14 protein-coding genes are annotated in these 13,617 nt (G+C 43.2%); 8 read left to right on the forward strand and 6 right to left on the reverse strand.

The genetic code is table 11. The annotated features are described in order from the left end of the window. Nucleotides 1-62: 62 nt before the first annotated feature. Nucleotides 63-1,436 carry an L-serine ammonia-lyase gene (locus MHN09_RS10395; RefSeq protein WP_049586260.1) on the forward strand — a complete coding sequence of 458 codons (1,374 nt, stop codon included), beginning with the start codon at nt 63-65 and terminating at the stop codon, nt 1,434-1,436. A gap of 85 nt (nt 1,437-1,521) precedes the next feature. On the opposite strand, the gene cysB is transcribed toward MHN09_RS10395, so the two are convergent. Then, nucleotides 1,522-2,496, reverse strand: coding sequence for an HTH-type transcriptional regulator CysB (gene cysB / locus MHN09_RS10400; protein ID WP_014949524.1), 975 nt, complete (start codon nt 2,494-2,496; stop codon nt 1,522-1,524). A gap of 208 nt (nt 2,497-2,704) precedes the next feature. On the opposite strand from cysB, the gene MHN09_RS10405 reads away from it, so the two are divergent. Both MHN09_RS10405 and MHN09_RS10410 read left to right on the forward strand, forming a co-directional pair. Next, the gene (locus MHN09_RS10405) at nt 2,705-3,409 is read left to right on the forward strand and encodes a HAMP domain-containing sensor histidine kinase (RefSeq protein WP_014976578.1); all 705 of its coding nucleotides are present in this window, start codon (nt 2,705-2,707) and stop codon (nt 3,407-3,409) included. Between the two features lie 95 nt (nt 3,410-3,504). Continuing rightward, nucleotides 3,505-4,263 carry a hypothetical protein gene (locus MHN09_RS10410; protein ID WP_014949522.1) on the forward strand — a complete coding sequence of 253 codons (759 nt, stop codon included), beginning with the start codon at nt 3,505-3,507 and terminating at the stop codon, nt 4,261-4,263. 37 nt (nt 4,264-4,300) lie between these two features. On the opposite strand, the gene MHN09_RS10415 is transcribed toward MHN09_RS10410, so the two are convergent. Further along, on the reverse strand, nt 4,301-5,185 hold the full coding sequence (locus tag MHN09_RS10415; protein ID WP_014949521.1) for a LysR family transcriptional regulator: 885 nt from the start codon (nt 5,183-5,185) through the stop codon (nt 4,301-4,303). 122 nt (nt 5,186-5,307) lie between these two features. Between MHN09_RS10415 and MHN09_RS10420 the strand changes: the two genes are divergently transcribed. The 4 genes from MHN09_RS10420 to MHN09_RS10435 all read left to right on the forward strand — a co-directional run bounded on the left by MHN09_RS10420 (nt 5,308) and on the right by MHN09_RS10435 (nt 9,030). Further along, nucleotides 5,308-6,015: a CoA transferase subunit A gene (locus MHN09_RS10420; RefSeq protein WP_039232997.1), complete on the forward strand. Its 708-nt coding sequence runs from the start codon at nt 5,308-5,310 to the stop codon at nt 6,013-6,015. Beyond that, a complete protein-coding gene (locus MHN09_RS10425) occupies nt 6,015-6,668 on the forward strand; it encodes a CoA transferase subunit B (protein ID WP_014949519.1) in 654 nt (217 codons plus the stop codon). The genes MHN09_RS10420 and MHN09_RS10425 overlap by 1 nt, the downstream gene beginning before the upstream one ends. Nucleotides 6,669-6,929: 261 nt before the next feature. Continuing rightward, on the forward strand, nt 6,930-8,252 hold the full coding sequence (locus MHN09_RS10430; RefSeq protein ID WP_239240587.1) for a DEAD/DEAH box helicase: 1,323 nt from the start codon (nt 6,930-6,932) through the stop codon (nt 8,250-8,252). Nucleotides 8,253-8,496: 244 nt separating this feature from the next. Further along, the gene (locus MHN09_RS10435; RefSeq protein WP_239240590.1) at nt 8,497-9,030 is read left to right on the forward strand and encodes a hypothetical protein; all 534 of its coding nucleotides are present in this window, start codon (nt 8,497-8,499) and stop codon (nt 9,028-9,030) included. 396 nt (nt 9,031-9,426) lie between these two features. Here MHN09_RS10435 and MHN09_RS10440 read toward each other — a convergent pair whose 3' ends face one another. From MHN09_RS10440 to MHN09_RS10455, 4 genes are all read right to left on the reverse strand, one after another. Further along, nucleotides 9,427-9,840: a PaaI family thioesterase gene (locus MHN09_RS10440; protein WP_239240593.1), complete on the reverse strand. Its 414-nt coding sequence runs from the start codon at nt 9,838-9,840 to the stop codon at nt 9,427-9,429. 283 nt (nt 9,841-10,123) lie between these two features. Next, nucleotides 10,124-11,131 (reverse strand): zinc-dependent alcohol dehydrogenase family protein, encoded by a 1,008-nt coding sequence (locus tag MHN09_RS10445; protein WP_239240596.1) that lies wholly within the window; start codon nt 11,129-11,131, stop codon nt 10,124-10,126. 22 nt (nt 11,132-11,153) lie between these two features. Continuing rightward, entirely contained in the window at nt 11,154-11,558 is a 405-nt protein-coding gene (locus tag MHN09_RS10450) for an alcohol dehydrogenase catalytic domain-containing protein (RefSeq protein ID WP_239240599.1), read from the reverse strand. Between the two features lie 74 nt (nt 11,559-11,632). Then, complete coding sequence (locus MHN09_RS10455) at nt 11,633-12,391, reverse strand: SDR family oxidoreductase (protein ID WP_187447929.1); 759 nt, start codon at nt 12,389-12,391, stop codon at nt 11,633-11,635. Nucleotides 12,392-12,550: 159 nt separating this feature from the next. Here MHN09_RS10455 and MHN09_RS10460 point away from each other — a divergent pair, with 159 nt between their 5' ends. Then, nucleotides 12,551-13,444, forward strand: coding sequence for a LysR family transcriptional regulator (locus MHN09_RS10460; protein WP_187447820.1), 894 nt, complete (start codon nt 12,551-12,553; stop codon nt 13,442-13,444). Nucleotides 13,445-13,617: the final 173 nt, after the last annotated feature.

The raw sequence follows: 13,617 nt of genomic DNA on the forward strand, positions 1-13,617 counted from the left end.
TTGTGGTTTTTCCGTGGTGGATGCATGATCTTACTATTACTTTGTTTTAATTTTGAAAGTTTATGATCAGTGTATTTGATATGTTCAGCGTGGGCATTGGCCCATCGAGTTCGCACACCGTAGGACCAATGAAAGCAGGCGCCGAGTTTGTCACCGAGCTCGCTCAGGAAGCTGCGCTTTTTGATTCAGTGGATAGCGTGAAAGTTGAACTGTTTGGGTCATTAGGCCAAACCGGTATCGGCCACGGAACAGGAAAAGCTGTTATCCTTGGTTTACTAGGAGAACTTCCAGACGTTATCGATGTGGACAGCATCGAGACTAAACTTGAAGAAATACGCAACACGGAAAAGCTTTGCCTTAATGGCCAGAAATTAGTGCGCTTTCCTAACAAAAACGCCATTGTTTTTCACCGCCGTAAAACGCTCCCCAAACATGCTAATGCCTTAACGTTTTATGCGTACGCTAAAGATGAGCTTGTAAAACAGCAAACTTATTACAGTATTGGCGGTGGCTTCATCATAAAAGACGAAGACTTCGATGCGACCAAAGCGCATGCGGCCAGCCTGCAAGCATCAGTACCCTTCCCTTTTAAAACGGCCGGTGACCTTCTTGCTCTGTGTAAAACTAACGGCTTAAGCATTAGTTCACTGATGCTACGTAACGAATCAACTTTCAGGCCCAAGCACGAAGTGAAGCAACAGCTACACAACATTTGGTTAGTAATGAAAGCTTGTATTCAACGAGGTATCGAAAGCGAAGGTATTTTACCTGGCGGGCTTAAAGTAGTTCGCCGCGCACCTGGACTATACCGTCGACTTCAAACTGAACACACAAATGACCCTATGCAGACTATGGATTGGGTTAACTTGTTTGCTTTAGCTGTAAACGAAGAAAATGCAGCTGGCGGCCGTGTTGTAACTGCACCTACAAATGGTGCAGCGGGTATCATTCCGGCTGTTCTACAGTACGTAGATAAGTTTATTCGACCTGTTGATGAAGAAGTAGCAAGTCGATTCCTGCTTACCGCAGGCGCTATTGGTATTCTCTATAAAGAGAATGCGTCAATCTCAGGTGCTGAAGTAGGTTGCCAAGGAGAAGTAGGCGTGGCTTGTTCAATGGCTGCAGGCGCGTTAGCTGAAATTATGGGGGGCACAGCTGCCTCGGTAGAGAACGCTGCGGAAATCGGTATGGAGCACAACCTCGGCCTTACTTGTGATCCTGTTGGTGGTCTGGTTCAGGTTCCGTGCATTGAGCGAAATGCCATGGGTGCAATCAAAGCCATTAATGCTTCTCGTCTTGCACTGCGCGGAACCGGTGAGCAAAAAGTATCGCTAGATAAGGTTATTAAAACCATGCGCGATACCGGTAATGATATGAAGACTAAATATAAAGAAACGGCGAGAGGTGGACTCGCGGTAAATATTATCGAATGTTAGCGCCTCGTTTTAACTAGACAATGTATGGAATGAAAAAAGGGGCAATTAGCCCCTTTTTAATGAACGTTTTCAACAAGCGCTACGTTTACTTTACTGGAAGCGTCACGCCTTTAAACATTTTTTCCACTTCTTCGTTATTTTTCAGCATCATAGCTTTCTCAACCTTGTCCTTGGTCAGATGAGGCGCAAAACGCTCAATGAAGTCGTACATATAACTTCTTAAGAACGACCCCTTCCTAAATCCAATTTTCGTCGTGCTGTAATCGAACAGGTGACTTGCATCTATCTTCACAAGATCATCATCTAATTCTTCGCTTACCGCCATCGACGCAATAACACCAATACCGACACCTAATCGAACATAGGTTTTAATAACGTCGGCATCTGTTGCGGTAAACACGATTTTAGGTGTTAGCCCTGCTCTTTCAAACGCTTGGTCTAATTCAGAGCGCCCAGTAAAACCGAAAACATAAGTAACCAACGGATATTTGGCAATGTCTGAAATATCGATAGTGCCCTTTTTCGACAAGGGATGGTCTTTGTTTACTATTACACTGCGATTCCAGTGATAACAAGGAAGCATGACCAAATCGTTGTACAAGTGAAGAGCCTCGGTAGCGATAGCAAAATCGGCTTCGCCTTTGGCAGCCAGGTCGCTAATTTGAGACGGCGTGCCCTGATGCATGTGTAATGACACTTTTGGATACTTGCTCATGAAGCCCTGAATAACGTCAGGTAATGCATAACGGGCTTGCGTATGCGTAGTCGCAATATTGAGTTTACCTTGATCTGGAAGCGTGTGCTCCCTTGCTACCGCTTTAATACTCTCTACTTTGGCTAGTATTTCACGAGCTATATTGATTACATCATTACCCGCGTCTGTTACGTGTGTTAAATGCTTACCGCTACGGCCAAAAATCTGAACACCTAGTTCATCTTCCAACATGCGAACTTGTTTGCTGATACCCGGCTGTGAGGTATATAAACTTTCTGCTGTTGCTGACACGTTCAAATTGTTATTGAGGACTTCTACGATATACCGTAGTTGCTGTAGCTTCATATTTTACACCGTTTAATGCGATAGACTGACACTGTACTCCCCCCGTTATAACCAAAACCACCTTTTTTTACTAGTTGCTATTACGAAATTGGCATTATAAAGTTGAAAATAATTGAATTTTTGCATTTTCGAGTGGGATTTATTCGCCTTTGTCCGATTTCTTCTACATTATGGGTAGGTGATTAAAAAGCACGGTGTTAGATAGATAATGAGTAGCAGTAAACAAGTTACATCCACAATTGATTTTTCATCGGTGTTGGCAGCTGCTGTGCACGATATGAAAAATTCACTTTTTCTCCTTATTCAATCTATTGAAACACTCAGCGACGCCCTTTCTCCTCACGACGAGAAAGCTAGAGAGCAGGTTGCGAGTGTTCATTATGAAGCATCCAGGCTCAACACCAATCTTGTTCAAGTACTCTCTTTGTACAGGGCTGAATTAGAAAGTTTACCCATTACCGTTGACGAAAGTTTCATCAAAGATTTGGTTGAAGATGTTGTTGGCTCTAATGCGTTATATGTATCTCAGAAAAATATTGATATAAGCATCGCTATAGAAGATGACCTTAGCTGGTACTTAGACAGTGAGTTAATTTATTTGTTATTAAACGATGTAATCATTAACGCAATGCGCTATGGAACATCCAAAATAATAGTAAGTGCCAAGGCAGACGAGAACGACTTCATGACCATTAAAATAGAGGATGATGGTCGTGGCTATCCCGAAGCGATGTTAACTAAAAGCCACGAAGAGCTCTGTGACTTTGAGTTAAGCCAAGGAAGAACGGGGTTGGGGTTATTTTTTGCGAAGTTAATTGCAAACGCACATTCTCAAGGAGATAAAGTGGGCTCAATTGCCCTTTCCAACGGCGGGAGTCTCGGTGGAAGTGTATTTGAAGTAAAAATACCGTAAGATTGACCGATAACATTAAGTAATACAAAAAGTAACGCTCGTACGTAGTAATACGTTAACGTTATAAAAAATAAAAAACAGACGGAAACACACGCATGTACGTGATTATTATTATATTAATTGTTGTTTTGCTAATCGCAGCTATTTTTATCAATGCAATGCAACAACATCGTCAAAAGCAAGAGGCTGAGCGCAGAACTGAACTTGCCAAACAGCGTACTATTGTCGACGAAACTGAGAACGTTATTGCCGCCTGTGTAAACATGCCTGTTTCTTCGCGCATTATGGGCATACTTCACAATCGTATTCTAAATGCCTTGAAAGCAATGAACGATTTATCGAGTACATCTGAACTAAAACAGCGTATCTCAAGCAGTGAGCAAGCAACCGCCGCTGCTCTTTCGGACAATAGCGGTATCACTAACGATTTCGCGTTACCCGACAACGACAAAATGATCATTCAATACATTCAGGCCGTTAAGAAACTGCGCATTATTCTTCGTTCAGAACATAGCAAAGGGCAAATTGATTCTAAAGTATTCATGGATGAAGATAAGCAGCTTGAACGTTTGCAGGTAAAAGTAAATGTAGAAACATTGATTAAGCGCGGCCGCGCTGCACTTCAAACCAATATGCTTGGTTCAGCCAGACAGTATTTTGAAAAGGCGAAAAACGCACTAGAAAATCAAAATCCCCAAGACGAATACTCAATGTCTAAACTTGCTACACTTAACGAGTGGTTACACGAAATCCAAAGCAACCTTAAGAGCGTGAACGAAAAAGATCGCGCCAAGAAGCAAGAAGAAGAAAGAGACGAATTAGACGAGTTGTTCGCACCTAAGAAGAAGTGGTAGGTCGACCCTTTTCTTAGAAACTATAAAGCGCATTATTTCACTCATAATGCGCTACGGCCATGTCCCACATAGATTGAGCCGGCAGCGATAACCCTTTTCGCGCATTTCGAATTATTCCAATATTTTTCACCAGAGGCATGTCACTAATTTCTTTTGTTACTAGCCCCAATCCCTCCATTTGCGCTTTACAAATCGCCGGCATAATAGATATCCCTAAACCATTTAGAATAAGCTTTCCTAGTGTAGATAGCTGCCCCGTTTCCGCGATTATATTTAGCTCACCATATTGTGCTAGCTTAGATTGAGTCCAATGACGTACCGCAGATCCCCTATTCATCATTACCAATGGAAGTTTTAGACAGTCCTGCCAATGCAACTTGTCCCCTAAATGGGCTGATTGTGCTTTGTTGGTCACAACAACAAACTCATCAGCAAAAAGGCTTTTAAACACTAAACCATCTTTGCGCTCTGGCTCAAACGAGAACCCAATCTCGCTGCGGCCTGTAGTAACTTCATGAATTACCTGTTCCATTACTACATCGACAATTCGTAAGTTTACGTTTGGAATTCGTTGATGAAATACTGACAAGATATTCGGTAAATGAGACTCGGCAAATGACGGCATAGCGCAAATGGTAAGCTGCCCTTTCGCCATAGCAAACAAATTTTGAATATCAGAAAAAGTATTGTCCCAGTCGTGCAGTAGCCTCAAAGCATTTGGAAACAACACCTCTCCTTCTGGTGTTAGGCTTACATTGCGTGTATTGCGTTGGAATAACTTACCGCCTAACTGCTCTTCCATTTTTTTAATTGCCGATGACAAAGCTGGCTGTGTTAAATGTAGATTTACCGCGGCTTCAGCAAAGGTTGATGACTTGGCCACTTCTACAAACGCTTTTATTTGACGGTATGAAACATCCATAAACTTTTCAACTGGTCTTAGCGATTAATAAATAGTTCTTATTAATCGCAAGATTAATTCGATTTTACAAATGAAGCAACAATGTCGATACTTATTTTTAACAAATGCATTGGAGATAGAGAATGGCGGGATTTAACAAAGTTGTATCCTCATACGAAGAAGCAATGGCTGGCCTTGAAAATGGTATGACAGTTATTGCGGGCGGTTTCGGGTTGTGCGGTATACCCGAGGGACTGATAGGCCAAATTAAGAAAATGGGCGTATCTGGACTTACTGTAGTTTCTAATAACTGCGGTGTAGATGGATTTGGATTAGGCCTTTTATTGGAAGATAAGCAAATAGCCAAAATGGTGTCTTCGTATGTAGGTGAAAATGCCCTGTTTGAAAAACAACTGCTCAACGGTGAGTTGGAAGTTGAGCTTACACCTCAAGGAACGCTGGCGGAAAAAATGCGCGCTGGTGGTGCTGGCATTCCTGCCTTCTACACTGCCACAGGTTATGGTACGCCTGTTGGTGAAGGAAAAGAAGTCAAAGAATTCAACGGTCGCCCTTATATTCTTGAACATGCTATTACTGGCGACTTTGCCATTGTAAAAGCATGGAAAGCAGATACTTACGGAAACTGTATTTATCGCCATACAGCACAAAACTTTAATCCTATGGCCGCTACTGCAGGTAAAGTCACTGTGGTAGAAGCAGAGGAAATTGTAGAGCCTGGTGAATTGAATCCTAGCGAGATCCACACTCCCGGGATTTATGTAAACCGTGTCATTCAAGGTTCATTTGAAAAACGTATTGAACGCCGTGTAGTTAGCAAGGAGTCAGTGTAATGCTTAGTAGAGAACAAATCGCAATGCGCGTCGCTCAAGAGTTTAAAGATGGCGATTACGTCAATTTAGGCATAGGTATCCCTACCCTCGCAGCTAACTATGTGCCAGATGACATCAGCGTGATGCTGCAGTCAGAAAACGGCCTTTTGGGTATGGGACGTTACCCGACTGAAAGTGAAATTGACGCTGATATGATAAACGCTGGTAAAGAAACGGTAACGGCTATCACAGGCGCATCTATTTTTAGTAGCGCCGAGAGCTTTGCCATGATCCGCGGTGGTCACGTTGACTTTACTGTACTTGGCGCATTTGAGGTTGATGTATCGGGTAATATTGCCTCTTGGATGATACCGGGCAAACTCGTTAAAGGCATGGGCGGCGCTATGGACTTAGTTGCTGGCGCGAAGAACATAATTGTTACTATGACCCATACCGACAAACACGGTAACCCAAAACTACTTGGCGAATGCACTTTACCGTTAACCGGTGTTAACTGTATTACGCGCATTATTACCGACTTAGCAGTGCTGAGTGTTGAAGACGGCGCATTTGTGCTTCAAGAACGTGCACCGGGCGTCAGCGTTGACGAAATTAAAGAGAAAACGGGCGGAAAGCTTGTTGTTCCTGAAAATGTACCTGAAATGCAGTTTTAAACTCTGCGTTTGATTGTGCTTTTCATTTAATTGTTCTTCGCATGTCGCGCTTATCATTCAGCATTTATGCTCTTGTGGTAAGCGCGCACCATTGAGTTAACTCACATTTTTGCTTTAACTTTATATTCTTCGTTGAGTAACGATTGTTACAAGTACCTGCCTTCAGTGTGCAAACTTATAAGCCTTTCCAATAAACCTTTAAATGCACCGTGCATTAAGGGATAATGCGCCCGAATGTCATTTTAAAAAGGCTATACCTTCTTGCTAGTTACTGATTTACCTGTTCACCACAAAATTATTTCAAAGCTCGAAACGAAAAATATTTCGACGCTTACCGAAATTCAAGAACGCACTATGCTGCCTGCTATTCAGGGCAAAGATATAATTGCGTCATCAAAAACGGGGTCAGGTAAAACCTTCGCCTTTTTAGTGCCAGCTATAAACAGGCTAATGTCGCAAAAAGCCCTTAGTCGTCAAGACCCACGCGCACTTATCCTTGCGCCAACTCGTGAGCTAGCCAAACAAGTTTTCATTGAAGCTAAATCAATGTGTACCGGGCTAAATCTTACTTGTTCACTTATTGTGGGTGGTGAAAATTATAACGACCAAGTTAAAGCGCTTCGCCGTAACCCTCACATTATCGTTGGTACCGCTGGTCGTGTAGCCGACCATCTATTAGATAAAAGTGTGTATTTAAACGGTTTAGAGTTGCTTATCTTTGATGAAGCCGACCGAATGTTAGACTTAGGCTTCTCTGCTCAGCTTAAAATGATCAACGACTATGCTGATCACAGAAAGCGTCAAACTATGTTGTTTTCTGCCACGCTCGATAATATTGAGTTAAAGCATATGACAACGCAGTTAACCAAAGGCGCTGTTCGTGTAGCTGTAGGAGACTCAACCGCAGAGCATGGCGATATCGAACAGAAGTGCTTCTTTGCAGACAATGTTGGTAACAAAGATCAAATTTTACAATTTGAGCTAGCCAATCGTACCTACAACCAAGCTATCGTATTTACAGCTACCCGTGAAGATACAGACAGAATTGCAGCACTGCTTAACGAACAGAACTTAGAAGCTATTGCGCTTCGTGGTGATATGCTACAAAGCCAACGCGCAGCAGTAATGAGTGCGTTTGCTCGTGGACAGCACAGTATTCTGGTTACTACCGACCTCGCCTCTCGTGGGCTAGATCTATCAAAAGTAGGATTGGTGGTTAACTTTGACCTTCCTAAGAACGCTGATGAATACATTCACCGTATCGGCCGTACAGGCCGTGCTGGGCAAAAAGGCGAAGCATTCTCGCTAATTGGCCCTCGTGACTGGAACAGTTTCGAGGGGCTTAAAAATCACCTTCAATATGCGTTAGAGTGTTCACCACACGACGAATTTTCGGCGTCTTTTAAAGGTTTTACGCGGAAGAAAAAAGTGGCAAAACAATCAAACGCGAAAAATGGTAAAAAGCGCGTAGCGAAACCAGCAAAACCTGGTACTAAAAAGCGTGTCGATACCATGTCTGGAGAAGATATTGGTATGGTTCCTGTGAAGCGCAAGCCAAGAAACACTCTGTCTGACGACGAATAAAACTCTATATCGTAGTTTGAACCATCACCGCCGCTAGTCACAATTCACTGTTGAATAGCGGTGTGTAACCTTTTACTTTGTTTTTAATCACATTTCCTACAGCCCTTTGATGGAACACTTCGCCATCATATGCTCTACTACGCATATAGCATTAATGCGATTTCGCTGACAACACGTTTCAACTGTTTGTAACAAAGCGTGTAAGCGGCACACACTCCCCTCTTTTAAAATGGATTTTAACCACATGAAATTTATAAAGTTCGTATCGTTAGCCTTGTTTATAGTAATAGTCGTTGTGGCACTCTCCTATGAAAAAATAATAGCACGCGTATTGTTGCCGCAATACATAGAGTGGGCACATGAAACAGATATGAAAGGCTTAAAAATAGGTCAACCGTTAAATGAACAAGAATTGGCGCTAGCAGCGGAGATAGGCATAAAACAACCTAAAAAAGTAAGAATTGTTTATGTAGATGAAGTGCCTTATCCCTACGAAAACTTCGCGCTCAAAGTGTTTGGCGAAGCCGTTGGACTTGTTGGAGAAGGAATAATAATTAACGCACAAGTTTTCGGCTATTCGATTTATGCTCGCAAAGATTTCGAGCTTAATAGACCCAAGTTAGCCCACGAATTAGTGCATGTGTTACAGATTGAACGAGCCAGTTTAGACGAAGTTGTCACCCAACACTTTTTCGACATGGCTGAATACGGTTTCGATAAAGCCCCACTAGAAGTAGAAGCGTCCGCAGCCAATATAGTATACAGCGCTGATTGGTAATTTGTATTCACCAAGGATTGCTTTTTAGGGCGGCGGTGATTGTTTAGAGTAGCGTTTGTGTTAAAGTTTCGTTTGAGAGAAGATACTGACAATCCTACTTTTATTCGACTACTTCTGTTTTGTGCTGTAAAGCGGATATTGAAGGTTACTAACGCGCTTGTCCATTGTAGACAAGGGGCGAACGTTCTACGCCCAAAGCAGCGACAGCGTTAGCTGTCCGACTGACTTTATTTGTTGGCCTCGAATTGCTCCAATGCCTCCGCTGCAGGCCTGAAGTAGGCGTTTATATCAGATTACAATTGATAACCATTTAATCTTCCCCTCAAATAACTGCCTTTTTTCTTTTAAACGGAGTCAAGCTTTCAAAGAGTTAATTGTTTTAATATTTTCACTTCGTTACGATGTATAGGGCGGTATAGAGTATGTACCCACAGCATGTGCTACCAAATCACTCACCCCCTCAGAGTACAGAGAAACCTCCCCAACCACGAGAGTACAGCCGACTTTTATCAGAGAACATTCCGCAATGATTCGCTCAGTTGCCGATGGCTTACGTAAGAAGTTGATGTTAAGGCTAGTTGTTACTGCCAATGGCACGATGCCAATTTTACCAAGTATCGCCACATAAAGTGCCACATCAGCCACACTCATTAAAACAGGCCCCGAAACCGTTCCGCCAGGACGTAATTCATCCTGACCTACATGATGAGATACAGTCGCTCCACCGTTGCTCACTGCTTCCACAACGCATTTGCTTTGTGGAAACTCCGATTTCATGAAAGCGATAACTTCTTCTTTTGTAGCTGTCATTGAGACTCCTTAAATATTTATTCACGTTTATAGGCACCTGGTGAAACGTTGCTCCAAGACTTCTATACCCCATTGTAAGCCTAGTTTCTCTTCCACCAATGCAAAGCCCTGACTTTCGTACAGAAGCTAGAATTTTATCGCCCCGTTTGATCGTCCAAATCTCATTGCTTGGATTATCCAGTCTTCCAATAAATTCCGCCATGCTACTCGCCACTGAACACGCAAATTCCCGACCAAAATCAGCCATTGACTGAGTTGAGAGACCAGCGGAAGCTATGAACTGTTAATCAAGTTCGACCACTATTTTACCAATCTGCTGATTTGACTCCAGATAGTGATGCGCTGCTACTATCTCTTCAAATTTAAAGCTTCGATCAATGACAGGCTTGAGTGTTCCCTCGGATAAACCCGAGTGGATAAATTGCTTTGCTCTGCGAAAACGCTCGATGTTTTTTATAACTTCAGTAAACACATAACCCCTAACTGTCAGACTTTTACGAAGTGCTATTTTTAAGGGAAAAGGAGTTGTTTCGGGACTTAATGCTTCGTGAACAATTATTGTTCCTTCAGGGCTCATTGCTTCAGCAATTTCAGCTATCTGCGGCCCACCGACAGCATCAAATGCAATTTTTAAATTGTTTTCTCCCAAGATACTTCTCAAGCTATCCAGCAGCGGTTCTTCTTGGGTTGCAATCACATGGGCCGCGCCAGCCTTGAGCACAGCAGCCTTTTTAGCTCCTGTTAAAGTTGTAGCGATAGGGATGCCCCCCAGAGCATTCACAATTTGAATCGCAGCCAATCCAACACTGCTCGATGCGGCGGTTATCAGTACTGCATCGCCTTTTTGCACGTTAGCAATTTCGACCAAAGCGCCATAAGCTGTCAGGTACTGCATCCAAGCTGCTGCGCCTTCAGCAAAGGTTAGCCCTGCTGGTTTGAGTGCTACATATTCACTTGGTACGACAATCTCTTCTGCGTAGCAGCCGTTCTGAGAAAGCCCCATCTGAGGGACAATACAAGCCTCGTCCCCAAGGCGTAAATGATTTACCTCTTCCCCGACTTCAATGACTATCCCAGATGCTTCATAGCCGATTCGCGAAGGGAAGTCAGCCTTTTCTATATAGCTGCCTCGCCTAAACATGGCATCAGCACGATTGAGCCCAACAACTTTGACCGCAATACGTACATCAGTGGCCTGCAAACTTGGACTCGCGAGCGAGTCAATAGTTAATACCTCGGGGCCACCTAATTCATGGAAACGAACAGTTCGAATTAGTTTTCTTGGGCTCATATGCATCCTCAACAATGACTTTTTAAGAAATTACATCAGCTTCACGCATGGACAAATTTTTCGGTTTGAGAGCAAGTAATTCAGCATCTACGTTGGCATATTCAGCCAATGATCCTTGCAATCCTCGCACCCCGCCAGTCAGACCATAAACTGCATCGCCTACTGCAAAGTCGGTGACGCCGTCGCCGATAGCAACAATTTCTCCAGCTAAATCGGTGCCAAGTACTGCGGGTAATTCCGGCATGGCATAAGGAGCGATACCTTGGCGGATCTTGTAATCAATAGGATTGACTCCACTTGCAAATATTTTTACTTGCACCTGACCTGCTGATGGAGAGGGTAAGTTAATCAGGGCATCCCGGAATACTGTACCCTCTTCATAGCTATCTAATACCAAAGCACGCATTTGTCTGTTTAACGCTGTCATCAATAACCTCACATACTGAATATTCAGCGGGTGGTTAAATCACCCGCTGGTTGATAGATCTTTTATTAAACGAATTAAAATTCTTGAACAGTTGGGCGCAGAACAATCTCGTTGATATCCACATCCGCAGGCTGCTCAATTGCGTATGCGATAGCACGAGCAACAGATTCAGATGGAATTTCATTTTGCTGATAAAAATCTTTTACAAAGGCTGCACCCTGAGTATCTGAACTTCCATGTTTTAATTCAGATTCGACTGCACCTGGTGAAATGATTGTTGAACGAATTTTACCCCCAACTTCATGGCGTAAGCCTTCGGCAATAGCGCGAACAGCGAATTTGGTTCCGCTATAAACCGTGCCGCCGGGACTGAATACTTTAACACCCGCTACGGATGAAATATTGATAAAGTGGCCTGTTCCCTGAGCCTGAAAAATCGGAAGCGCTGCAGCTACTCCATACAGTAGACCTTTAACGTTGATGTCAATCATGCGATCCCACTCGTCAACTCGAGTCTCAGCTAACGGTGCAATCGCCATTAACCCTGCATTATTGATAACCACATCAACTTTACCGAAGCGCTCTTGTGCAAGATTTACAAGGGCCTTCACTTCGTCCTGGCAAGTCACATCTGTCGCTTGAACCGCAACTTTTCCGCCCGCTGTGCGTATGTCAGCAGCAATAGCTTCAAGCTTGTCGATGCGTCGGGCACCTAAAACAACAGATGCGCCAAGACTGGCTAGATGTCTTGCCGTGGTCTCGCCCAAACCGCTGCTACCACCAGTGATGACAACGACCTTACCACTGATGTTGTTTGCTAAAACACTACTCATAGTTAATATCCTCAAATCAGTTGAATGAATGACTCTGTCTAAATAATGTGCAAATTATCCCTTACTTTTAAAAACCAATAAATGGAAAAGTTTTAATTTCACAATTCCATAATTTGGAATAATATTAGCGTATTCATATCAAACCTGAATGTGACTGTTATGCTTAACAGATTGGAAATGCTCCGGATATTTTGTACTGCTGCTGAGTCTAGCAGCTTTAAAGAAGCGGCTAATCGTCTGGGAATTTCTCCTCAGGCAGTCACACGAGCAGTGAAGGAATTAGAGCAATTGCAAGGAGAGCTTTTATTTCATCGAAATACTCGACACATACAAGTGACCCTAGTTGGAGAAAAATTTGCTTTGATAGCAAAAGAACGCCTGCGCGCTGTAGATGAATTGTTTCAAACAAGCGCCCCTAACTCGGGTAATGAATTACAAGGGCGGGTTCGTATCGCAGCGCCTGTTGGTTTTGGTCATAAATGCTTAATGCCAGTATTACTGGAACTTTCATCAATACATCCTCAACTGGATATAGACCTGACACTCAGTGACGAGCGCGTGGATGTAGTTGACGAAAAAATAGATATTGGGATACGTATCGGCTTCATGAGAGATAGTCGATTTATTGCCCGCCAGCTCACCAAAATTAATATGTATGTCGTGGCTTCGCCTGAGTTAATAAATAGAGTGGGAAGGCCTGCGTCTATTGAAGAACTAAACCACTTGCCCGTTACAGGGTTAGTAGATCGCAATACGGGAAAGCTTTGGCCATGGGTTTTTTCCGTGGACAGACAGTGGACGCCATCTATAACACGTTTTCGAAGTGCCGACACCGAAGCTGAATTAATGGCTATACAAAATGGACTAGGTTTTGCTCAAATTCCTGACTTTTTAGTCCAAGACTTATTACGTCAAGAGAAACTTGTGAGAGTGTTAGAAGAGGTCGAGCCGGTGCCTTGGGATTTATATATTTATCGCCCTCAACGTGGTCCAGTACCACAACGTATTCGATTGGTTTTTGATCACTTGGTGTCAAGATTGAGTGTCGGCTAATGGCCTTGAAGCCGACATTGAAGGCTATTCAAAGGAAGCTATATCTCACTCCCAACACGAAACACCAAACTCAACACATCGAGTAGGGTGAGGCGTCACCGCCTCATCCCTCTCACAGAACCGTACATACGGGCCTCGTATACGGCTCATGTACATAGTTATTTAGCGTAATT

The organism is Alteromonas sp. MmMcT2-5, assembly GCF_022348315.1.
GTDB classification, from domain to species: Bacteria; Pseudomonadota; Gammaproteobacteria; order Enterobacterales; family Alteromonadaceae; genus Alteromonas; species Alteromonas macleodii.